This is a genomic window from Verrucomicrobiota bacterium, from assembly GCA_034440155.1.
Taxonomy (GTDB): domain Bacteria; phylum Verrucomicrobiota; class Verrucomicrobiia; order JAWXBN01; family JAWXBN01; genus JAWXBN01.
In genome coordinates this window covers 1-18,497 of record JAWXBN010000032.1, presented here as the reverse complement: position 1 = coordinate 18,497, position 18,497 = coordinate 1, and the positions used below count along the sequence as shown (strand labels likewise).

Here is an 18,497-nt window from a genome sequence, read left to right as displayed (position 1 = left end):
TTCTAGTTAATCGCAGGAAAAATGTCTAGTCTTCTTGAGGAAAAAACATTTCATCGACATAAATGTCTTGGAATTCTGGCACAGAACTCAAGGTGAGATGTTCGATTTTTTTCCGGAGCATGGCATAGGAGCCATCCTCATTTTCAGGCCTGAAGAGTGCTCGCTTTGCTCCTAGAAGAGCAGTATTACCTGCTGGGGTTACTTGCTCTGGAGGGAAATGAATTAATCCAATCCTTTCAGCACTAGACCGGTTTATATAATTCCCGAAAGCACCGGCTAAATAAAGTTTATCCACGTCGTCATAGGTTTTACCCAGTTGAGCAAGAAGGATTTTGACACCTGCAGCAATGGCCCCTTTGGCGAGCTGAAGCTCACGAATATCCGTCTGAGTGACGACTACATTATCCACCAGCGGCATTTCGTCCCCTGATTGGATTTTGCCGCGGTAGTTCATTAATCCCAGCTCCAAAGCTCCCGCAGCCACATCTACAAGGCCACTTCCGCATATCCCACGAGCCGCCCCAGTTCCAATCACTCGTGGATTTAATTTCCCATTTTCGATAGTAACCTCTGACACCGCCCCTGTCGAAGCCCTCATCCCCATGGATATTCTCGCCCCTTCAAAAGCTGGCCCAGCTGCTGTGGAAGCACAGATCATACGGTCTTTATTACCAGCGACCATCTCCCCATTGGTGCCCAAGTCGATCAAGACATTTATTTTGTCTTTCAAATAGATTTCGGTAGCCAGTACCCCCGCGAGAATGTCACTCCCCACAAAAGTGCCAAGACAAGGCAGGAAAAGGACTTTAGACTGACTTGCAAATGTCCAACCCAGCTCCTCAGCCGTCATCACCACGAGGCTGTCATTAATGGGTTCAAATGGGTAAACAGACATCGGGGTCAGGTCTATCCCGCAAAAAAGATTATGCATCACGGTATTGCCGACGATCACCGTTTCCACAAGGTTGTCGGCATCCTGTTTTGCATCATTGAGAACCTCTACAATGAGAATTCCTATTTCTTTATGAATGAGTTCCTGGAGGATTTTTTGTTTTCCTTGGGTCACAGAAAAATCAATGCGGCTCATCAAGTCTGCGCCGTGGCGGGCTTGGGGGTTCAAGGCAGACTTCACCGCCAAGACATTACCTGTCTGGAGGTCTAAGAGCTGTGCCACCAAGGTCGTCGTACCCAGATCAACGGCAATACCGAGACCTTTTTTTGAGATAAAAGCAAATTGCGTATCGTCAGTCAGGATTTTTGCCTCCCATTGTGCCAACTCTAGTGTCACCTCATCTGAGATTTTGACCTTACATGAAAGCCTCCATCCCTCCTCCAATTCTTTCGGGGAGAGGGTTTGTGCTTCAATATCCGTGGCAGGGATATTTCCCTCGGTCACCTTGACTCGGCAGCCCTTACATTTTCCACGCCCACCACAAGGAAACTCCACTCCTTCAACAAAGAGGATATCTTGTAAAGATTCTCCCTCGTAATATTCGAGGGTCTTATTCATCGGCATGAGTTTAATCAAATACTTCTGGGGATTATGCATAAAGTCCTTCCTGCCTGAGGGTTCTCATCATTGATAAAAGATTATCCGAGGGTGTATTTGCATTAATAGCGCAACCAGCATTCAGGATAAATTTTCCACCGGGCTTCCATAACGTAATCAATTCGCGTGTTTTCTCCGCCACTGATTCTGGAGTGCCAAATGCCAGAATCGAGCTCGGGTCGATATTGCCGAGTAACACATGGTCTTTTCCGACCAAGTCTTTCGCCTTAGCGGAATCGGTCTTGTAATCTAATTCAAATCCGCAAAATGGGTACTGTGCAAGTTGCTCCAAAATACGGGTCGTATTCCCGCAAATGTGTATCACGGTAAATATACCGCGATCAGATAAATCCTTCAAAAGCCTTTCATGATAACCCCGCGCAAATGAAGTAAACATTTTTGGTGAAAGGACATCAGGGCCAGAAACACTATCCCCAAGGGAAGTCATGGTGGCTCCCGCCGCATGGACAGCCTCATGGATCTTCAGATGGCTTTGATAGGTTATTTCCAGAAGATCACGGATGGCGGGATGATCGGGATCATCGGCCAAGTCCATCATGAAGTCATTCATCCCCCGCAGGAGTGCGGCGAGAGAAAACGGCCCCTGGTCACAATTTCCCCTGATTGCAAATTCTCCCCCGAGCTTTTCCTTGAGGATATGAATAGACTCCAGCAATACCGGGATACGACCGTCTTTGTATGGGTCTAATACTTTCAACTTTTTGACTTCGTCCAATGAGCGGAGCAAGGTCCCGTGGATACTGCCTACTCCATTCGGAGCGACCTCGGATACAGCTCCCATTGCCTCGGCGGCCATGGTTGTGTCGAGATCAATCAAGACACAATCATATTCGTATTTTTCCAATGCTTTTAGATGAACCTCAGCAATCAAGCGAGCATTGAGGCGGTATTGATCCACAGGAATCCCGGCCTCATGGCAGGCCAATAAGAAATTATGCAGGCAAACCGGCACACGATCAGGGATCTGTCCTGTCATGACAGATTGGATTCTTTCAAGTGAGTTCATTTAGACCTTTTCAGCTTTAATGATTGATTCATTGTAGCTCGGGGCGATTTTCTGTCCCGGCTCCAAAACTAAAAACTCATGTTCACTCCATTGCCCGTCCACGAGGCGTTGCAGCAAGGATAAATCGCCTTGTATCTTCTCGAATTTCCAGTTCTTTTCAGTTGCTTGGTCGCGGGCCATGTTCTCAAATTGATTCCCTGGCTCGATCCCCATGTGAATGTAGGTCATTTGCCCATAGTTCTTTGTGTGCTCGCAGAGTTCTTCATAAAGGAATTTCGCATTTTCCTCTCCGTATTTCTCCACCATTTCTTCATACGTTTTATCCATCCCGTTACTGCTTTGGATGGACATTTGTGAATCCATCTGGTCCCCCTTGCCCCTTTCCATCCAGCCTGAGGTTTTAAAATAGCTCCCGGGATTATTTTGAAAATACTCGAGATAACGCTCTTTATTGCCTAAAAAAACCGTAATGCAATCGTGTGCACGTGGCATGACCAAAGGAATTTTCCGGGCTGCCGCCCCGACTAACCCATTGTTACAGAGGCCATAAGCGAGAAGGACAGCGTCATATTTATCATTATCCACCGCTGAAATTATCTTATTAACCTCTTGAAACATTTTATGGCAGCCAAGATCATGTAACCCCTTGGGAAGGAACTCGATATCTATCTGGTTACACGATCGGGATACAACCCAGCAGACTTCACGGTAGAATACTTCACAACTGATTAATTTATATTTTTTCATAGGGGATTTTCATATCACATAACTCTCATTGCCTAAAAATGACTATGTGAAATGCAGTATAATTCCATACAAAGGGGAGTATTTTCCTCTTAACTCCTCATTCTATAACGGCATTATCCGCATAATCCGCCAATGCCATGAGGCATGCTTGCGGGGTATCGCGAGGTACTTCACACCCCCCCCCGATCACATAGTTTTGGCCTGCCTGCTCATGGCATAACTTAATATCCTCATACACCTTTTCCGGAGTACTATTTCTCATTTGCCTGACTGGATCAATATTCCCGAAAATAACTTGTTTGGGTCCCATTAACTCTCTGGCTTTATTCATCGGCACACAATAATCTAAATCAAAAATATCCACTCCCAGTCGTGCTATTCCAGCCAGTATGCGTTGGGTATTACCACAGATATGTAAGCGCACTGGCAACCCCATTTCGTGGATAGCATCCACTAATTTTTTCTCATAAGGAAAAACGAACTCCTCATAAATCCTGGGCCCGACTAATGATGCGGCCGCATCACCAATACCGATATAATCAGCACCGGCCTCCACCTGCACTTTAGCAAAACGGATGGCCATCTCGACATTAAAAGCAAACAAGTCCTGAACAAATTGCGGGTCGTCCATAAAATCCATCATCAGGTTATTGATCCCCCTTAGATCAGCCCCCTCAGCACAGGGCCCCTCCACCCAACCTTCGATCATTCGTGAATCCCCGGACAGCTTTTTATATAATTCCACACCTTTCACCCGGTCATGCATTCTTCCTCCACCTAGTGGATCGGGGATTTTTAGTTTAATCAATTTAGTCTTGTCTAAAAGTAACGCATCAGATTCGTCAATAGCAGGTGGTTGATTATCGTAATATTTCACATGAGCACCACAATCAGCCGACTCACGCGCAGGATCTGTCATGGAGCAAAGATGATCGATTTTGAATTTCTCCGCCGTTTTTATCTGGGCCTCAACGATCACCCGGTGATCCATCGCATAATCATAATATTTCGCCCCGATTTGATCACATGCGAACATCATAGTGATCGTCATATTCGGAATCCGGTCAGGCTTTTGACCTCGGAGCACTGCTAAAATTCGTTCTTTTGATGTCATAAATACATGTTATCAATAGCCTCTGGAATGTGAAGAGTCTGCTACAAAAATCACCTGTCAATCAGGACAAAGTTCCACCATTTTCACACCTTCACGACCATTTTAAACTCGCCCAGTGCCTTGCGACTACTATCCATAGGCACACAAAAAAGCTGCAACCCCAGTTGCAGCGTGGAAACCAGTGATATGGAAGGAGAAAACTATCCCTTAATACCGTACTCTTCAAGACGGACTTTATCACGATCAATATCGTCGATGACATCCGCAATCATCTCATTTTCGTCTTCCGGCAATTGATCTGATTGTTTTGAGAGTTTATCCAGCCAAATTTGTTCCATCTTACTCATCGGGAATAAATTCTTGGCGGCAGCATCACGTAATTCCTGCAATACCACTAAAGCCGCTTTTCTTGTCTGGAGGTACGGGGTCGGTTCTTTAATAATCTCTTTGGAGAGTTTAAGAACGACATCAGGCCTCAAAACATAGGCTTGTGGATCATAGGAGCAATCCGAATCAACCATGATATCCCGGAGCTGGTTATTGACAGCTTTACCCTTGCTCGATGCAGTATTCATGAATCGCGTGGTAAAGACTAATTGTTCCAATGACACCGTCGGAGCCATGGCTCCCAAGAGCTTTACATTCTGAACGGATTCATTACTCCACAAATCGGCAAGCGCTTGGGATATATTCCCTACGGGAGATAAGTGTGCACAAGCGGCATCACGACCTTCCATCGAGATAGGACACCCAGTGATCGCCTTTATATATGGCCCTTCATAAGCACAATCCTTACTCGGCCCAATGGCACCTGCTTCGTAACCTACCAAAGTACGTGGTACCGTCATTACGCGAATAATGGCAGACCAGATTTTTGGAATAAACCTTTTATCAGCGAGAACCATCGCTGTATTGCCAAATCCGCAAGCAGAGTCTCCTGCAGGAATGACTCCGTGCTGGTTACATATACTAACGATATGCTCCCACAAGAATTTCATGTCGCGGCAAGCCATGACTCCAAGGGCAAATGTAACCATTTTAAGGTCACCCATAATCATCGCATCATCATTGACTTCTTTTCCACCCGTCGATTCAATCGAGATAAAATCAGCACCCTTTTCACAACACTGGTGAAAGCTGCTCAGCATATTTTCCCAAAGATGCCCCTGTCTCATATAGGGGGGTCTTTCATGTTCGCGGATATCATTAGGTGTAATACGCAAAGCACCCAATAAACCATGCTTATCATAATAGGTGTCCAATGTCTGTCTGAGAATACCCGTAATTTCAGCGCCCCATTCTGGTTTGATCGTCATTGGAGGCAATGTCTCAAACTCTACTACTAGCCCTGGTGCATATAGCTCAACAGCCCTTTGACAAGCTTCTGTGATCATCTGCTGATAATGCCCTTTTATCTGGGGCCATGTACTGTCTTCGATATTTATCGCTGGTAGTGTGAAGTTTAATTCCGGATAAACCGTGCCTCCACCGATCACGAGTCCCCTCTTTGTTGTTACGGGCTTCACACATTTTCCATATGTGAAATCCTCCACCGTGTTTACTTGCATACCTGTATATTTTGTCATCTGGTTCCTTGGTTGATTTAACAGGATCATAGTATCATGTTTGAAAAAGGTTTGCTTTCATTCTTGTCCTACAGTACAGAATCATACATGGATAAAAATCCGAACCCCACCCGCACGGTTTGTCATTTCTCTAGGCTGGGCCTCAAAGAAGTCAAATTACTCGGTCGTTATGAGTATAACACCTCCCAACCACCGCTCCAAAGAGACAAGCATAAGGACCTAATCGAGATTATATATCTGGCCCGTGGAAAACAAATATTTGAAACCGAAGGCGTCAAACGGTTTCTTTTCGGATCAGATGCATTAGTTATTTTACCTGATCAGCCCCATAGCACTGCCGGACAGCCCGAAGAAAAAGGACTGCTCTACTGGTTACAAATCCCCATTAATAAAAAAAATCAAATATTCTGTCCGCGACTAATTGATGGGCAAAAGCTCATAAAAAGGCTGTTAAATGCCAAACATCAACATTTCAAGGTGCCCGAAAGCTTAAATGAATATTTAGATGCCGCTATCGGTAATTTTAAAAATGGTGACATCCACACAAAACGGATGATGGTCGCCCATTATATTATGTCCTTCCTCCTGAAAGTAGTGGAAGCCGCCGAAGAATTCGAACCCTATCTACAATCCGACAAGATCCTTGATTCCATCCAATACATCCATGAACACCTCTATGATCCCCTCTCCGTGCCAGAGTTAGCCGTCATCGCTAATCTTTCCGTTTCACGTTTTAAGGCGAGATTTAAAGAAGAAACAGGGTTTCCCCCTGCTGAATACGTTTTGCGTCGGAAACTCGAACAAGGCAAAAAGCTTCTTTCGCAAAATAAAGATTCTATCACAAATATCGCTATAAACCTCGGTTTTTCGTCTTCCCAATATTTTGCAACAGTCTTCCAACGCTATACCACATTGACTCCAAGTGAATTCAGAGGAAAACGCTCTTAAATCTCCTTATCAGGACTCATTAAACATTTTTTAATGATGCTCTTTTTTAATGTATGAAATAGTATCACACTCATAGAAGGCACAACGCCTTTGTGAATCACAAAACAATATAACCAAACAAAAACGAATACCATCCGCAAGGAGACAAACATATGGCAGACCTCGCTAAACTCTATGACTCAGTCGTAGAAGGTAATGCAAAAGCAGCTAAAATAATCACTCAGGAGGCTCTTGCTGAAGGAGCAGATCCCGAGCTACTCGTGAATGAATACATGATTAAAGCCATGGATGAAGTCGGCCGTCGCTTTGAGGCAAATGAATACTTCGTTCCAGAACTCCTGATTGCTGCACGTGCCATGAAAGGTTGTCTCGAACTGATCAAACCTCTTTTGGCTGCTAAAGGAACAGAACCCATCGGACGAGTTCTCATCGGTACTGTAAAGGGCGATCTTCATGATATCGGTAAAAACCTGGTATCAGCAATGCTTGAAGGTGGTGGATTTGAAGTCACAGACCTCGGTGTTGATGTCTCCCCGGAGAAATTCATCCAGGCCATCAAGGAAAAGAATATTAATATCGTCGCCCTTTCAGCACTCCTGACAACGACGATGCCTGCTATGAAAACAACTATCGATGCCTTTAAGGCCTCAGGAGACCGTGCCAAGGTGAAAATCATGATCGGCGGAGCACCTGTTACCCAACAGTACTCTGACGAAATAGGCGCTGACGGTTATAGTGATAATGCAAGCTCTGCTGTGTCACTTGCCCGTAAATTGGCTGCAAAATAATATCAGATACGATTAACTCTATTTAAATGAAGGGTTGAATCGTTTGGTAGACAAAATTAAGTATAGATTTGGCCCCGTAATATACGGGGCCTTTTTATTGCTAAAAGAAAAACCCCTCATCAATAGGATTATTAAGAGGGGTTTAAAAAAAAATGGTGGATGCGCCTGGGTTCGAACCAGGGACCAATTGATTAAGAGTCAACTGCTCTACCGACTGAGCTACGCATCCGTAGAAGTCAATTAATATTAAATCATCCTGATAAATCAAGCTCTAATGCAGAATGGACTACAGACTATCAGGTGAGTTCAGTATAAATATGGTACCAGAGGAGGGATTTGAACCCCCGACCAAAGGCTTATGAGTCCTCTGCTCTACCGACTGAGCTACTCTGGCATTAATAGTAAGTTAACACTAATGGTCATCCAGGGCAATTTGAAAAAACCGCTATAACCCCGTCTAGATTACAGCGGTTTGAAGTAAATTACTTGGAGTCGTCTGATTTAGGAGCTGTTTTAGATTTCTTCTCAATTTCCTTCAAAGGATCGATATCAGAAGCAGCAACTCCTGCTGGCTCAACAAACTCAAGAAAGGCCATCTCTGAAGCATCACTATTACGCGGCCCTATTTTGATGATACGGGTATATCCACCTTTACGATCAGCTTGTTTTGGTGCTACTTCTGTGAAGAGCTTAGCTACAATCTTTTCTTTTCCTTGAAGCCTGCTCACAGCAACACGTCGGCTATGGAGCGTACCCTTTTTAGCCATTGTGACTAGACGTTCAGCAAGTGGTTTTGCTGCTTTTGCCTTGGCGAGTGTTGTTTTAATGCGACCGTGCTCGATCAAACTGGCAATCATATTTGCCAGCATGGCTTCACGATGCTTGGATTTACGCCCCAAGCGGGCCGTTCCTATGCGATGTCTCATAACTTTACCTGCTTAAATTTATCGTTGTTGCCCCATTGTCGCCGCATTAATCGCTTCAACAAGAGAGTTGTCAAATTTCATTCCCAATCCTAATTGGAGCTCTTTGAGTTTATCCTTGATTTCATTCAAGGATTTTTTACCGAAGTTACGGTACTTGAGCATTTCAGCCTCAGACTTCATGGCTAATTGGCCAACAGTTGTAATATTGGCATTATTAAGGCAATTTGCAGCACGCACTGAGAGTTCAATCTCGTTAACACTCATCATGAGTATCTTCTTGAGTTTATTTTCTTCTTCAGATGCAGGAGCTGACGCTTCTTCAAATTCAATTTCGGTATTATTATAATCAACAAACACATCCAAGTGATGTCTGAGAATTGCCGATGATTGTGTTAAAGCATCTTCAGGTGTAATACGTCCATCAGTCCACACCTCCACAATTAACTTGTCATAATCTGTCCGTTGTCCGACACGGCAATTTTCAACACTGTACTTTACTTTACGTACGGGTGAAAAAAGCGCATCTACAGGAATAACCCCAATCGCCATATCCGGAAATTTGTTTTCATCCGCACTCATGTACCCACGTCCGACACTAACCTCAAACTCTGCTTCAAATTTTTGTTTACGGTCGAGTGTGCAAATATGTTGGTGAGGATTAACGACCTCGATATTAGAGGGGCATTGGAAGTCCGCAGCAGTCACTTCTCCATCCTTATTTACGGAAATCGTTACTTTCTTAGTTTCACGGTCATGGATCAAAAATAGAACTTTTTTAAGGTTCATAATGATCTCGACTACATCCTCTACCACTCCGGGAACTGTACAGAACTCATGCTGAGCTCCTTCAATCTTTGCATTTACAATTGAAGCTCCTTCCAGAGAAGACAAGAGAACACGTCTGAGTGAGTTTCCTATCGTATGCCCATATCCAGCCTCAAAGGGCTCCGCGACAAACTTGGCATAATTTTCTGAAGGATTTTCTTCATCTTTAACGAGACGCTTCGGCATCTCAAAACGACCTAAACGAACTGGCATATCTTATACTCCTTTTGCTGGGTTACCCTGTCTCAGGGCTTTAAAAGACAGGACCTACAGCATAATTTTTTGATAAAAACCCTCTATAAATCAGTATGACTAGCGTGAGTAAAACTCTACAACTAATTGCTCATTGACATTAACTTGAATATCTTCGCGTGTTGGGATCCGGTTAACAATTGCTTTAAATTTCTCTTTATCCACAGAGATCCATTCTGGGGCTACTTGTAATGAAGCTACGTCAATATTCTTTTGAGCTAATTGGCGGCTACCGGGCTTATTCTTAACTTCGATTGTATCGCCAGCCTTCACAATGTATGAAGGACTGGTGACCTTAACACTATTAACTAAGATATGACCATGAACCACCAATTGTCTTGCCCCACGCCGTGAAGTAGCAAATCCTGTACGGAAAGTAACGTTATCGATACGACGCTCTAATAATTGCAAGAATGTAGCACCTGTAACACCACGAACTTTTTTAGCCTGTTGGAAAAAGCGACGAAATTGTCCTTCCATCAAACCGTATTGATAACGAAGTTTTTGTTTTTCTGCAAGTAAGGCACCATATTCTGAGCCTTTTCTTTTACCTTTGGGACCATGAATTCCCGGTGGGTAATTTTTTCTTTCCAAGGCTTTGCTTGGTCCGAATAACGCAACACCATAACGGCGACTGATTCTTGTTTTAGCACCTAAAAGACGACCCATAATATTAATATCTCCTCAAAAAATTATACACGACGTTTCTTGCGTGGACGGCAACCATTGTGTGGTACAGGGGTCACATCCCGGATAATTGTAATTTCCAAACCAATGGCTTGCAGCGCACGGATTGCCGACTCACGGCCCGATCCCGGCCCTTTCACCCATACTTCACATTCCTTTAATCCATGGGACATAGCACCTTTTGAAGCCTCTTGTGCCACAACCTGAGCTGCATAAGCCGTGCTCTTACGTGAACCTTTAAATCCACATTTTCCAGCACTACTCCATGAAAGGATATTTCCCGACACGTCTGTAAAGCTGACAATTGTATTGTTAAAAGTAGCCAAGATGTGCGCCACACCAGTGGAGATATTCTTAGCACCTTTGACCCTGATAATCTTTGGTTTTTCTACCGGAGCATTAGGATCTAGGCTTAAATTTTCTAATAACTCCATGGAAGCGACTTTTTCAGTCGGTTTGCCTGCTTCTTTAGTTTTCTTTTCGTCTGCCATAGTTTGCCTTATTATTCTTCAAAGATTATACCTTGCCCGCCTTTGCGTTCGGATTCCTTTGGACACCAACTGTCTTACGTGGTCCCTTCCGGGAACGTGCGTTTGATTTAGTCCGTTGACCACGTACCGGTAACCCTCTTTTATGACGGATACCACGGTAACAATTGATCGCTTGGAGGCGCTTGAGGTTTTGCTGGAGCTCACGGCGTAGATCACCTTCCACGATAAAATTATTCTTTTTGATCGCGTTGATGACTTTACCAATTTGCTCATCGCTGAGGTCTTTGGCGCGGATGTTGGAATCAATTCCAGCCTCCTCTAGAATCATTTGGGATCGGCTTAAGCCGATTCCATAAATGTATGTGAGCGAAATTTCAATTCGCTTTTCGTTCGGAATATCAATACCTAAAATACGTGGCATATTTACCTCAAATTAACCTTGGCGCTGTTTATGTCTTGGGTTTTTGCAAATCACTCGGACAACGTTCTTTCTCCGAACAATTTTGCAATGTTCACAAAGTCTTTTCACTGATGGTCTTACTTTCATAATAGCTGTTTTTCTATCATTCGATTTTTATTATTCGTCCTTTCGAAAAGTCGAAAGAGGAACATATTACAATAACTTGAGCTCCTTGCACAAGCCTATTTTTAAACTTTTCCATATCAGGTGGTTCGATAAAACCGACCAACTTATGTTGATTAGGAAATTCAATTTCCGCCAAGCGTTCATTCATTACATCCAATACACGCCCAGCTATTTCAATGCCATTCTTTCGGTCCATGTCAAAATCTCAGGTTCGCCGTCTGTAATCAGAACCGTATGTTCAAAATGTGCAGACGCTTTTTTGTCTGCCGTTACTACTGTCCATCCATCCGAGAGGATTTTTACCTCACTCGTCCCTAGGTTAACCATCGGCTCAATCGCTAATGTCATACCAGGCTTTAGGCGGGCTCCCGTCTTTGGTTTGCCAAAATTTGGAACTTGAGGCTCCTCATGCAACCTTTTTCCTACACCATGTCCAACAAATTCTCTGACAACCGCACATTTATTTTCCGAAACGTAACGATCAACCGCTGCTCCTATATCGTGGACATGATTACCCGCCCTCGCTTGGTCAATCCCAATATAAAGGGATTGCAAAGTCACATGCATCAGGTGATTAACCTCTGATGTCACCATACCAACCGGGACTGTTATCGCTGTATCACCTATCCATCCATTGAGGATTATTCCAACATCCAACTTCACAATATCCCCAAGCTGCAAACGTCTGTCCGAACCGATACCATGTACGACCTCTTCATTTACAGAAACACAGATGTGACCTGGAAATTTTTTTCTAGTTCCATAACCGTAAAATGGGCTTTTACCTCCAGCTTTGGCAATCAACTCACGAGCCAGATCGTCAAGCTCACGTGTACTCACTCCAGGCCTCACTTCCTGTGCAAGTCGATCTCGGATCAGTGCCGCTGTCTTGCATGAGTCCTTCATGAATTGAACTTCTCGCTCATTCTTGATCGGAATCATTATCAAAAACCTTTTAATAAAACATCTCGGATCCACGTCTTACGACTGGCGGCTCCGGAGTCTTCCTTTTTTCAAAAAACCGTCATAATGGCGTTGAAGCAGGAATGTCTCGACCTGTCTCATCGTATCCAATACAACACCGACACAAATCAAAAGACTGGTGCCTCCAAAAAATTGAGCCACTAAAAATGATACTTTCAGATTATAATTCACCATCTCAGGAAGAATGGCAATAATGGTCAAAAAGGCTGCGCCAGCAAGAGTTAATCTGGTCATGGTAAAGTCAAGGAAGTCAGCCGTCGGTTTACCTGGACGAACTCCGGGAATATATCCGCTATTCTTTTTCAAATCATCCGCGATTTGTGTGGGGTTAAATTGTGTCGAAACCCAAAAATAGGAAAAGAAGAAAATCATGATACCATATAGCAGGACATGCAGAACGGTTCCGGGATTTAACATTCCCATTAACTCTTGGAAACCGGGCAGCTTTTGAAGTCCCGGAATCATCAGGAATGTCTGAGGAAACATCAGAATAGCCTGTGCAAAGATAATCGGCATCACCCCTGCATAATTCACTTTCAGCGGCATAAAAGTCGTTTGGCCGCCATACAACTTTCTTCCCACCATACGTTTTGCAAATTGCACAGGTATTTTCCTCTCTGCAGAAGTAACAGCCACGATACCAGCGATCACTCCAAACAGAAATAATAAGAGAATAGCAATAATGACGGGATTAAATTTATCAGAAAAGAAATGATAGGATTGTGTAATTGCCGCAGGTAAACGTGCCAAAATACCGATAGTAATAATGACGGAAATACCCTGTCCAATTCCCTTATCAGTGATTTGTTCTCCAAACCACATCAGCAACATCGTACCTGCCGTAAGTGTCATGATACAGCTGAAATAAAAGAAAAAGTCGGGGTTAGCTACGAGAGGCCCATATTGTTGTATGGTTGCATCAATGCCAGGTAAAAAGGGATTTGATTTTGGGTTTGCAAAGCCATGTGCGAGTAATGTTCCCTGAAAAAGACAAAGAATTAATGTTAAATAACGCGTGTATTGTGTTATTTTTGCACGTCCGCCTTCTTCTCTGGCAGTTTTTGCTAAGCGCGGATAAACAGCTGTCAAAAGCTGTATAATAATCGATGCACTAATGTAAGGCATTATCCCCAATGAAAATACCGCACAGGCCTCAAGTGCGCCACCACTGAATATATTAAATAAAGCGACGACACTGCTCGATGTCTGGTTATTAACCTGTTCAAAATAGTGGGCTAAAATAGAAGCATCCACCCCAGGAGCAGGAATCGCTGCTCCAAAACGAACCAGAGCGATTACCCCTAAGGTAAAAAATATCCTCTGGCGTAGCTCAGGAATTTTGAATGAATTAATAAAGGCTGAAAGCATAGTTATAAGAATCCGGGACTAAGCCTCAGGTTTTATTTCCCGGCCACTGATAATCTCAATGCTGCCTCCGGCTTTCTCGATTTTTTCCTTGGCACTCGCCGAAAATTTGTGTGCTTTGACAATGAGCTTTTTAGTAAGTTCACCATTACCAAGGATTTTAATCCCATCAAATTGTCCGGCGGCTAACCCCTTTGATATCATGACTGCAAGATCCACAACAGTACCTGCATCAAACTTTTCTAGTGAACTCACATTGATCGGGGCATAAATCAATCGGAATGCCGCATTATTAAAACCACGTTTTGGTATACGCCGGATAAGGGGCATCTGGCCACCTTCAAACCCCAAACGGATACTTCCACCAGAGCGGGCTTTTTGACCTTTATGACCTTTACCACTGGTCTTACCATGACCACTGGACTCTCCACAACCAAGTCTCTTTGTGCGATGTTTTGAACCAGGACGAGGTTTTATAGTATGCAAACGCATAGGGTTTATTCCTTAATAAAAATTAGTTTGATTGACTTTTGATTCCCCTGAGCTGGCGAATCGATTGAGCGGAACGCAACTCTTGGAGAGCTTTAATTGTGGCTTTTACCACGTTGTTAGGATTACTGGATCCCAAAGATTTTGTCAGGATATCGCGGATACCGACAGCTTCCATGACGGCACGCACCCCACCACCCGCTATAACACCTGTACCGGGTGAAGCTGGACGGAGGATAACACGTCCCCCGCAATAGGCACTAGTAACTTCATGTGGTATCGATGCCTTGTTTAATGGAATTGCAATCATAGCACGTTTTGCGGCTTCAGTAGCCTTCTTAATGGCATCCCCTACCTCTTTGGCCTTACCAAAACCATGCCCTACTTTGCCTTTACCGTCACCGGCTACGACTAGTGCGCTAAAGCTGAATGTACGTCCACCCTTAACAACTTTTGTTGTACGATTAACATGGACGAGCTTCTCAATAAATGGATTATCTTCATTCCGACGGTTTCCGGAATCACGGCGTGAATTGTTATCACGTGACCTGCGGCCTGAATTTGGTTTCTTATCTTGTACAATAGTTTCGCTCATAATAGGGATAATCCTCTAGAATTGAAGTCCTGCTGCTCGGGCAGCGTCCGCCAATGCCTTGACTTTACCATGATATTTGAATCCGCCGCGGTCAAAAACAACGGCCTTGACATTCTTCGCAATGGCTCTTTCAGCAGCCAAACGGCCAATTGATTCAGCCATTTGGATATTAGCCTGTGATTTATTCTTTTGTTTTGTAGTCTTTTCCAGTGTTGAAGCAGAAGCAACCGTCACGCCTTCATGATCATCAATGATCTGAGCGACTATATTCTTGTTGGAGAAATTCACAGCTAACCGTGGACGTTCGGTAGTCCCGGTCACTTTACGGCGGATACGTGTATGAATACGCTCACGTGCTGTCCACGTTTTCTTAGGTGTGTTTTGTTTACCCATAGTCTTTAAGCCTTATTTATAAATCAATTACTGTACTGTTTTTCCAGCTTTGCGGCGAATGATTTCACCTTTATATTTAATTCCCTTGCCTTTGTATGGCTCTGGCGGGTAAATCGAGCGGATTTCAGCAGCAAACTGTCCTACCACTTGTTTATCGTAACCTTCAATGGCGATTTGCGTGTTTTCATTCACTTGTACTTTGATTCCTTCAGGAATCGGTAAAAGAACAGGATGGGAAAATCCAACATTTAAATCTAAGTTATTGCCTTTGACCACTGCTTTAAATCCGACACCGTTAATTTCTAAGTCCTTTTTAAATCCGGTATTCACACCCTCGATCATGTTATTAATCAAGCTACGTGAGAGTCCATGTAATGCTTTAACGACACGTGTTTCAACCTGTCTTTTCAAAGAAACCGTAGTTCCTTCGATTAGTACAGAAATTTGGCGGGGTAGCACATATTCGAGCTTCCCTTTTGGTCCTTCAACATTGACATGGTCTCCGTTAACTTGGACTTTTACATTCTTTGGGATTTCAATTAGTTTTGAGCCGATACGGGACATAAATACCTCTTATTAGTACACAAAAGCGATTAATTCACCGCCTACATTTTGTTTCTTAGCCTCACGGCCTGTCATAATTCCTTTAGAAGTTGAAAGGATACAAATTCCAAGTCCACCGATTACTCTCGGAATTTCCGATGAAGAGACGTATGAGCGGAGTCCTGGGGTACTCACCTTCTTCAGACTCTTTAAGGGGCGCTCACCTTGAACCTTGAGTTCTATAGAAAGTGTTGCCTTTTTCTCTTTTCTCGCGACTTCAAAATCTTGAATATATCCTTCGCTTTTAAGGATGCGGGCGATTTCGCCTTTCATCTTTGAGTGAGGCATAGTCACTTTGATTTTACGGGCAGCATTCGCATTGCGAATACATGTCAACATGTCTGAAATTGGATCTGTTATCATATTATTATCTTCTTACCAAGAGGCTTTAATCACTCCAGGAATTTCACCACGGAGCGCCATTTCGCGGAATGTTATACGGCTAAGACCGAACTTGCGCATGTAAGCACGGCGGCGGCCAGTAATACGACAACGGTTATATGCCCGTGCCGAAAATTTCGGTTTCCTTTTCCAACGTTCAATTTGCGATGTCTTTGCCATACAAAATCCTTTTTATAATTACTTTATTCCCCATCCTTTTTAACTGGATCTTTTTTTACACGATCCGAGAAAGGAATACCAATCAAATTCAAAAGCTCTTTAGCCTCATCATTGGTTTTTGCCGTCGTAACAAATGTTACATCCATACCGAGATTCCGCTTCACCTTATCGAGTTCGATCTCAGGAAATATAGTATGGTCACTGACACCGACAGTATAATTTCCACGACCATCAAATGCACGGGCGGGAAGACCACGAAAATCTCGGATACGAGGTACGGACATTTTAATGAATCTATCGAGGAATTCATACATACGCACATTACGAAGGGTTACCTTCAGGCCAATCTCCTGGCCTTTGCGTAGTTTAAAATTTGCAATACTTGTTTTGGACTTTGTGCGGGATGGTTTTTGCCCAGTAATCAATACAAGATCCTTCTCTGCATCATCCAGAGCCTGCTTTACATCTGGTGAGGATGCCACACACATATTCACAACCACTTTTTCGATCTTAGGGATTTGCATGTCATTTTTGTATCCGAACTTCTTTTTAAGTTCAGCCCGGGCAACTTTGACATAATCTTGATAGGTAACACTATTCATATCTTTTCGAATGCTCCAATTTAGGCGGCTTTCGCCTTTCTTGCGCTACTGTTATCATACTTTTCAGCCAACATTACATTGGAAATGTGAATGGTACCTTCACGTGTGATAATCCCCCCTTGTGGATCCTTTTGAGTCTTACGCACATGCTTTTTAATGAGGTTTAATCCTTCGACTATCAAGCGGTCTTTTTTAGCAAGAATTTCAAGAATCTTACCACGTTTGCCTTTTTCATCACCACTAATGACGACGACGATTTCACCTTTTTTGATATGGAAACGACTAGGCATATTAAACTACCTCCGGCGCCAGTGAGATGATTTTCATAAAGTTTCTTTCACGCAATTCGCGGGCTACAGGGCCAAATATGCGTGTGCCAACAGGATTATTATCCTTATCAATGATGACTATTGCATTCGAGTCAAAGCGAACGTATGAACCGTCATTGCGGCGGATTGAATTCCGTGTGCGGACAACTACAGCACTGACAACAGCACTCTTTTTTACTGTTCCATCGGAGGAAGCTTCCTTGACATTTGCCTTAATTACATCACCGATTCCGGCAATATGTGTTTTCTTTCCGACCACACCAATCATTGTAGCCATGCGGGCACCGGTATTATCGGCAACATCACAGCGGGAGCGAATTTGTAACATATAATAATCTTCCTGTTGTCTAAAGTTAGTGTTTCAGGACTTCAACAAGCTCCCATCTTTTCAGACGGCTAAGCGGTTTAGTCTCCCTAATCAATACACGGTCGCCGGGTTTTGCCTGGCCACTCTCATCGTGTGCGTAAAATTTATTACTAATACGCACAATTTTACGGAACTGGGGATGTGGTACGCGGCGTTCAACCCTGACAACAATCGTTTTGCTCATTTTGTCAGAGACTACCACCCCGACACGTTCTTTGCGTATGCCTTTAGTCACTTCAGGTAATGTACTCGTCGTGCTCATTATTTTGTACCTTTTGACGGTTTACGATAATTAATTTTCGTCCCCAAGGTCTTGTGAGATAGAACAGTCTCTATTCTCGCAATATCGCGACTTAAACCGCGAAGCATGCTTGGCTTTTTAAGCTGCCCGCTTTGTTGCTGCAGGCGCATATTGAGGATGTCATTTTTGAATTCCGTTTTACGGGCATTCAACTCATCTACTGTTAATTCAGAAAAATTTGTAATTTTAGCCATATAGTCTGGTTCCCTTCATGCAGGATTAAGCATGATGATTACGCGTTAAAAAGCGCGTGCGGATTGGCAGTTTCGCCGCTGCCAGACGGAAACATTCTTTGGCGACAGATTCGGTCACCCCATCGATTTCAAATAACATATTACCTGGACGAACTACCGCTGCCCAATACTCAGGCGCACCTTTACCT

The 18,497-nt window shown here is 43.6% G+C and carries 28 protein-coding genes and 2 tRNA genes; 2 read left to right on the top strand and 28 right to left on the bottom strand.

Features of this window, described 5'->3' with window-relative positions:
* Positions 1-25: 25 nt before the first annotated feature.
* The 5 genes from SGI98_03415 to SGI98_03395 form a co-directional block, all read right to left on the bottom strand.
* Positions 26-1,549 (bottom strand): ASKHA domain-containing protein, encoded by a 1,524-nt coding sequence (locus tag SGI98_03415; protein ID MDZ4742450.1) that lies wholly within the window; start codon positions 1,547-1,549, stop codon positions 26-28.
* Positions 1,542-2,576 carry a uroporphyrinogen decarboxylase family protein gene (locus tag SGI98_03410; GenBank protein ID MDZ4742449.1) on the bottom strand — a complete coding sequence of 345 codons (1,035 nt, stop codon included), beginning with the start codon at positions 2,574-2,576 and terminating at the stop codon, positions 1,542-1,544. The genes SGI98_03415 and SGI98_03410 overlap by 8 nt, the downstream gene beginning before the upstream one ends.
* Positions 2,577-3,323: a DUF1638 domain-containing protein gene (locus tag SGI98_03405; protein ID MDZ4742448.1), complete on the bottom strand. Its 747-nt coding sequence runs from the start codon at positions 3,321-3,323 to the stop codon at positions 2,577-2,579.
* Positions 3,324-3,420: 97 nt separating this feature from the next.
* A complete protein-coding gene (locus SGI98_03400; GenBank protein MDZ4742447.1) occupies positions 3,421-4,437 on the bottom strand; it encodes a uroporphyrinogen decarboxylase family protein in 1,017 nt (338 codons plus the stop codon).
* A gap of 200 nt (positions 4,438-4,637) precedes the next feature.
* On the bottom strand, positions 4,638-6,023 hold the full coding sequence (locus tag SGI98_03395) for a methyltransferase MtaB domain-containing protein (protein ID MDZ4742446.1): 1,386 nt from the start codon (positions 6,021-6,023) through the stop codon (positions 4,638-4,640).
* Positions 6,024-6,059: 36 nt separating this feature from the next.
* Between SGI98_03395 and SGI98_03390 the strand changes: the two genes are divergently transcribed.
* Both SGI98_03390 and SGI98_03385 read left to right on the top strand, forming a co-directional pair.
* The gene (locus tag SGI98_03390) at positions 6,060-6,971 is read left to right on the top strand and encodes an AraC family transcriptional regulator (GenBank protein ID MDZ4742445.1); all 912 of its coding nucleotides are present in this window, start codon (positions 6,060-6,062) and stop codon (positions 6,969-6,971) included.
* A gap of 152 nt (positions 6,972-7,123) precedes the next feature.
* Positions 7,124-7,759 (top strand): corrinoid protein, encoded by a 636-nt coding sequence (locus SGI98_03385; protein ID MDZ4742444.1) that lies wholly within the window; start codon positions 7,124-7,126, stop codon positions 7,757-7,759.
* Between the two features lie 153 nt (positions 7,760-7,912).
* Here SGI98_03385 and SGI98_03380 read toward each other — a convergent pair.
* The 23 genes from SGI98_03380 to SGI98_03270 all read right to left on the bottom strand — a co-directional run.
* Positions 7,913-7,988 (bottom strand) — tRNA-Lys (locus SGI98_03380).
* 89 nt (positions 7,989-8,077) lie between these two features.
* Positions 8,078-8,153: transfer RNA gene (locus SGI98_03375), tRNA-Met, on the bottom strand.
* Positions 8,154-8,241: 88 nt separating this feature from the next.
* Positions 8,242-8,685, bottom strand: a complete 444-nt coding sequence (rplQ, locus tag SGI98_03370) for a 50S ribosomal protein L17 (GenBank protein ID MDZ4742443.1) — start codon at positions 8,683-8,685, stop codon at positions 8,242-8,244.
* Positions 8,686-8,703: 18 nt separating this feature from the next.
* Positions 8,704-9,723, bottom strand: coding sequence for a DNA-directed RNA polymerase subunit alpha (locus SGI98_03365; protein MDZ4742442.1), 1,020 nt, complete (start codon positions 9,721-9,723; stop codon positions 8,704-8,706).
* A 99-nt stretch (positions 9,724-9,822) separates the two neighbouring features.
* Entirely contained in the window at positions 9,823-10,431 is a 609-nt protein-coding gene (rpsD, locus tag SGI98_03360; protein MDZ4742441.1) for a 30S ribosomal protein S4, read from the bottom strand.
* Between the two features lie 23 nt (positions 10,432-10,454).
* Positions 10,455-10,883 (bottom strand): 30S ribosomal protein S11, encoded by a 429-nt coding sequence (gene rpsK, locus SGI98_03355; GenBank protein ID MDZ4742440.1) that lies wholly within the window; start codon positions 10,881-10,883, stop codon positions 10,455-10,457.
* Positions 10,884-10,965: 82 nt separating this feature from the next.
* Entirely contained in the window at positions 10,966-11,361 is a 396-nt protein-coding gene (rpsM, locus tag SGI98_03350) for a 30S ribosomal protein S13 (protein ID MDZ4742439.1), read from the bottom strand.
* 12 nt (positions 11,362-11,373) lie between these two features.
* Positions 11,374-11,487 (bottom strand): 50S ribosomal protein L36, encoded by a 114-nt coding sequence (rpmJ, locus tag SGI98_03345; GenBank protein MDZ4742438.1) that lies wholly within the window; start codon positions 11,485-11,487, stop codon positions 11,374-11,376.
* 16 nt (positions 11,488-11,503) lie between these two features.
* A complete protein-coding gene (locus SGI98_03340; protein MDZ4742437.1) occupies positions 11,504-11,722 on the bottom strand; it encodes a hypothetical protein in 219 nt (72 codons plus the stop codon).
* The gene (map, locus tag SGI98_03335; GenBank protein ID MDZ4742436.1) at positions 11,695-12,468 is read right to left on the bottom strand and encodes a type I methionyl aminopeptidase; all 774 of its coding nucleotides are present in this window, start codon (positions 12,466-12,468) and stop codon (positions 11,695-11,697) included. Before map ends, SGI98_03340 begins: the two co-directional genes overlap by 28 nt.
* Before the next feature lie 39 nt (positions 12,469-12,507).
* Complete coding sequence (gene secY / locus SGI98_03330; protein MDZ4742435.1) at positions 12,508-13,878, bottom strand: preprotein translocase subunit SecY; 1,371 nt, start codon at positions 13,876-13,878, stop codon at positions 12,508-12,510.
* A gap of 18 nt (positions 13,879-13,896) precedes the next feature.
* Positions 13,897-14,367: a 50S ribosomal protein L15 gene (rplO, locus tag SGI98_03325; GenBank protein ID MDZ4742434.1), complete on the bottom strand. Its 471-nt coding sequence runs from the start codon at positions 14,365-14,367 to the stop codon at positions 13,897-13,899.
* Positions 14,368-14,389: 22 nt separating this feature from the next.
* The gene (gene rpsE, locus SGI98_03320; GenBank protein ID MDZ4742433.1) at positions 14,390-14,959 is read right to left on the bottom strand and encodes a 30S ribosomal protein S5; all 570 of its coding nucleotides are present in this window, start codon (positions 14,957-14,959) and stop codon (positions 14,390-14,392) included.
* A gap of 15 nt (positions 14,960-14,974) precedes the next feature.
* Positions 14,975-15,352 (bottom strand): 50S ribosomal protein L18, encoded by a 378-nt coding sequence (rplR, locus tag SGI98_03315; protein ID MDZ4742432.1) that lies wholly within the window; start codon positions 15,350-15,352, stop codon positions 14,975-14,977.
* Positions 15,353-15,379: 27 nt separating this feature from the next.
* Positions 15,380-15,916, bottom strand: coding sequence for a 50S ribosomal protein L6 (gene rplF / locus SGI98_03310; protein MDZ4742431.1), 537 nt, complete (start codon positions 15,914-15,916; stop codon positions 15,380-15,382).
* 12 nt (positions 15,917-15,928) lie between these two features.
* Positions 15,929-16,318 carry a 30S ribosomal protein S8 gene (gene rpsH, locus SGI98_03305; protein MDZ4742430.1) on the bottom strand — a complete coding sequence of 130 codons (390 nt, stop codon included), beginning with the start codon at positions 16,316-16,318 and terminating at the stop codon, positions 15,929-15,931.
* Positions 16,319-16,330: 12 nt separating this feature from the next.
* Entirely contained in the window at positions 16,331-16,516 is a 186-nt protein-coding gene (locus SGI98_03300) for a type Z 30S ribosomal protein S14 (GenBank protein MDZ4742429.1), read from the bottom strand.
* Between the two features lie 23 nt (positions 16,517-16,539).
* Positions 16,540-17,118 (bottom strand): 50S ribosomal protein L5, encoded by a 579-nt coding sequence (gene rplE, locus SGI98_03295; protein ID MDZ4742428.1) that lies wholly within the window; start codon positions 17,116-17,118, stop codon positions 16,540-16,542.
* Positions 17,119-17,138: 20 nt separating this feature from the next.
* Entirely contained in the window at positions 17,139-17,408 is a 270-nt protein-coding gene (rplX, locus tag SGI98_03290) for a 50S ribosomal protein L24 (GenBank protein ID MDZ4742427.1), read from the bottom strand.
* Between the two features lies 1 nt (position 17,409).
* Entirely contained in the window at positions 17,410-17,775 is a 366-nt protein-coding gene (gene rplN, locus SGI98_03285) for a 50S ribosomal protein L14 (GenBank protein ID MDZ4742426.1), read from the bottom strand.
* Positions 17,776-17,800: 25 nt separating this feature from the next.
* Positions 17,801-18,076: a 30S ribosomal protein S17 gene (rpsQ, locus tag SGI98_03280; GenBank protein MDZ4742425.1), complete on the bottom strand. Its 276-nt coding sequence runs from the start codon at positions 18,074-18,076 to the stop codon at positions 17,801-17,803.
* Positions 18,076-18,309, bottom strand: a complete 234-nt coding sequence (gene rpmC, locus SGI98_03275) for a 50S ribosomal protein L29 (protein MDZ4742424.1) — start codon at positions 18,307-18,309, stop codon at positions 18,076-18,078. The genes rpsQ and rpmC overlap by 1 nt, the downstream gene beginning before the upstream one ends.
* Before the next feature lie 25 nt (positions 18,310-18,334).
* On the bottom strand, positions 18,335-18,497 hold a 163-nt coding region (locus SGI98_03270), incomplete at its 5' end, for a ribosomal protein L16 (GenBank protein MDZ4742423.1).

Excerpts from the sequence above, each read along its gene's own strand:
- rpmC (MDZ4742424.1), bottom strand. The coding sequence starts at position 18,309 with ATGGCTAAAATTACAAATTTTTCTGAATTAACAGTAGATGAGTTGAAT.
- SGI98_03390 (MDZ4742445.1), top strand. The coding sequence starts at position 6,060 with ATGTTTGAAAAAGGTTTGCTTTCATTCTTGTCCTACAGTACAGAATCA.
- SGI98_03340 (MDZ4742437.1), bottom strand. The coding sequence starts at position 11,722 with ATGGACCGAAAGAATGGCATTGAAATAGCTGGGCGTGTATTGGATGTA.
- rplX (MDZ4742427.1), bottom strand. The coding sequence starts at position 17,408 with ATGCCTAGTCGTTTCCATATCAAAAAAGGTGAAATCGTCGTCGTCATT.
- map (MDZ4742436.1), bottom strand. The coding sequence starts at position 12,468 with ATGATTCCGATCAAGAATGAGCGAGAAGTTCAATTCATGAAGGACTCA.
- rpsD (MDZ4742441.1), bottom strand. The coding sequence starts at position 10,431 with ATGGGTCGTCTTTTAGGTGCTAAAACAAGAATCAGTCGCCGTTATGGT.
- SGI98_03415 (MDZ4742450.1), bottom strand. The coding sequence starts at position 1,549 with ATGCATAATCCCCAGAAGTATTTGATTAAACTCATGCCGATGAATAAG.
- SGI98_03300 (MDZ4742429.1), bottom strand. The coding sequence starts at position 16,516 with ATGGCAAAGACATCGCAAATTGAACGTTGGAAAAGGAAACCGAAATTT.
- SGI98_03410 (MDZ4742449.1), bottom strand. The coding sequence starts at position 2,576 with ATGAACTCACTTGAAAGAATCCAATCTGTCATGACAGGACAGATCCCT.
- SGI98_03405 (MDZ4742448.1), bottom strand. The coding sequence starts at position 3,323 with ATGAAAAAATATAAATTAATCAGTTGTGAAGTATTCTACCGTGAAGTC.
- rpsE (MDZ4742433.1), bottom strand. The coding sequence starts at position 14,959 with ATGAGCGAAACTATTGTACAAGATAAGAAACCAAATTCAGGCCGCAGG.
- rplE (MDZ4742428.1), bottom strand. The coding sequence starts at position 17,118 with ATGAATAGTGTTACCTATCAAGATTATGTCAAAGTTGCCCGGGCTGAA.
- rplN (MDZ4742426.1), bottom strand. The coding sequence starts at position 17,775 with ATGTTACAAATTCGCTCCCGCTGTGATGTTGCCGATAATACCGGTGCC.
- rplF (MDZ4742431.1), bottom strand. The coding sequence starts at position 15,916 with ATGTCCCGTATCGGCTCAAAACTAATTGAAATCCCAAAGAATGTAAAA.
- SGI98_03395 (MDZ4742446.1), bottom strand. The coding sequence starts at position 6,023 with ATGACAAAATATACAGGTATGCAAGTAAACACGGTGGAGGATTTCACA.
- rplQ (MDZ4742443.1), bottom strand. The coding sequence starts at position 8,685 with ATGAGACATCGCATAGGAACGGCCCGCTTGGGGCGTAAATCCAAGCAT.
- rpsK (MDZ4742440.1), bottom strand. The coding sequence starts at position 10,883 with ATGGAGTTATTAGAAAATTTAAGCCTAGATCCTAATGCTCCGGTAGAA.
- rpsH (MDZ4742430.1), bottom strand. The coding sequence starts at position 16,318 with ATGATAACAGATCCAATTTCAGACATGTTGACATGTATTCGCAATGCG.
- secY (MDZ4742435.1), bottom strand. The coding sequence starts at position 13,878 with ATGCTTTCAGCCTTTATTAATTCATTCAAAATTCCTGAGCTACGCCAG.
- rplR (MDZ4742432.1), bottom strand. The coding sequence starts at position 15,352 with ATGGGTAAACAAAACACACCTAAGAAAACGTGGACAGCACGTGAGCGT.
- SGI98_03385 (MDZ4742444.1), top strand. The coding sequence starts at position 7,124 with ATGGCAGACCTCGCTAAACTCTATGACTCAGTCGTAGAAGGTAATGCA.
- rpsM (MDZ4742439.1), bottom strand. The coding sequence starts at position 11,361 with ATGCCACGTATTTTAGGTATTGATATTCCGAACGAAAAGCGAATTGAA.
- rpsQ (MDZ4742425.1), bottom strand. The coding sequence starts at position 18,076 with ATGAGCACGACGAGTACATTACCTGAAGTGACTAAAGGCATACGCAAA.
- rplO (MDZ4742434.1), bottom strand. The coding sequence starts at position 14,367 with ATGCGTTTGCATACTATAAAACCTCGTCCTGGTTCAAAACATCGCACA.
- rpmJ (MDZ4742438.1), bottom strand. The coding sequence starts at position 11,487 with ATGAAAGTAAGACCATCAGTGAAAAGACTTTGTGAACATTGCAAAATT.
- SGI98_03400 (MDZ4742447.1), bottom strand. The coding sequence starts at position 4,437 with ATGACATCAAAAGAACGAATTTTAGCAGTGCTCCGAGGTCAAAAGCCT.
- SGI98_03365 (MDZ4742442.1), bottom strand. The coding sequence starts at position 9,723 with ATGCCAGTTCGTTTAGGTCGTTTTGAGATGCCGAAGCGTCTCGTTAAA.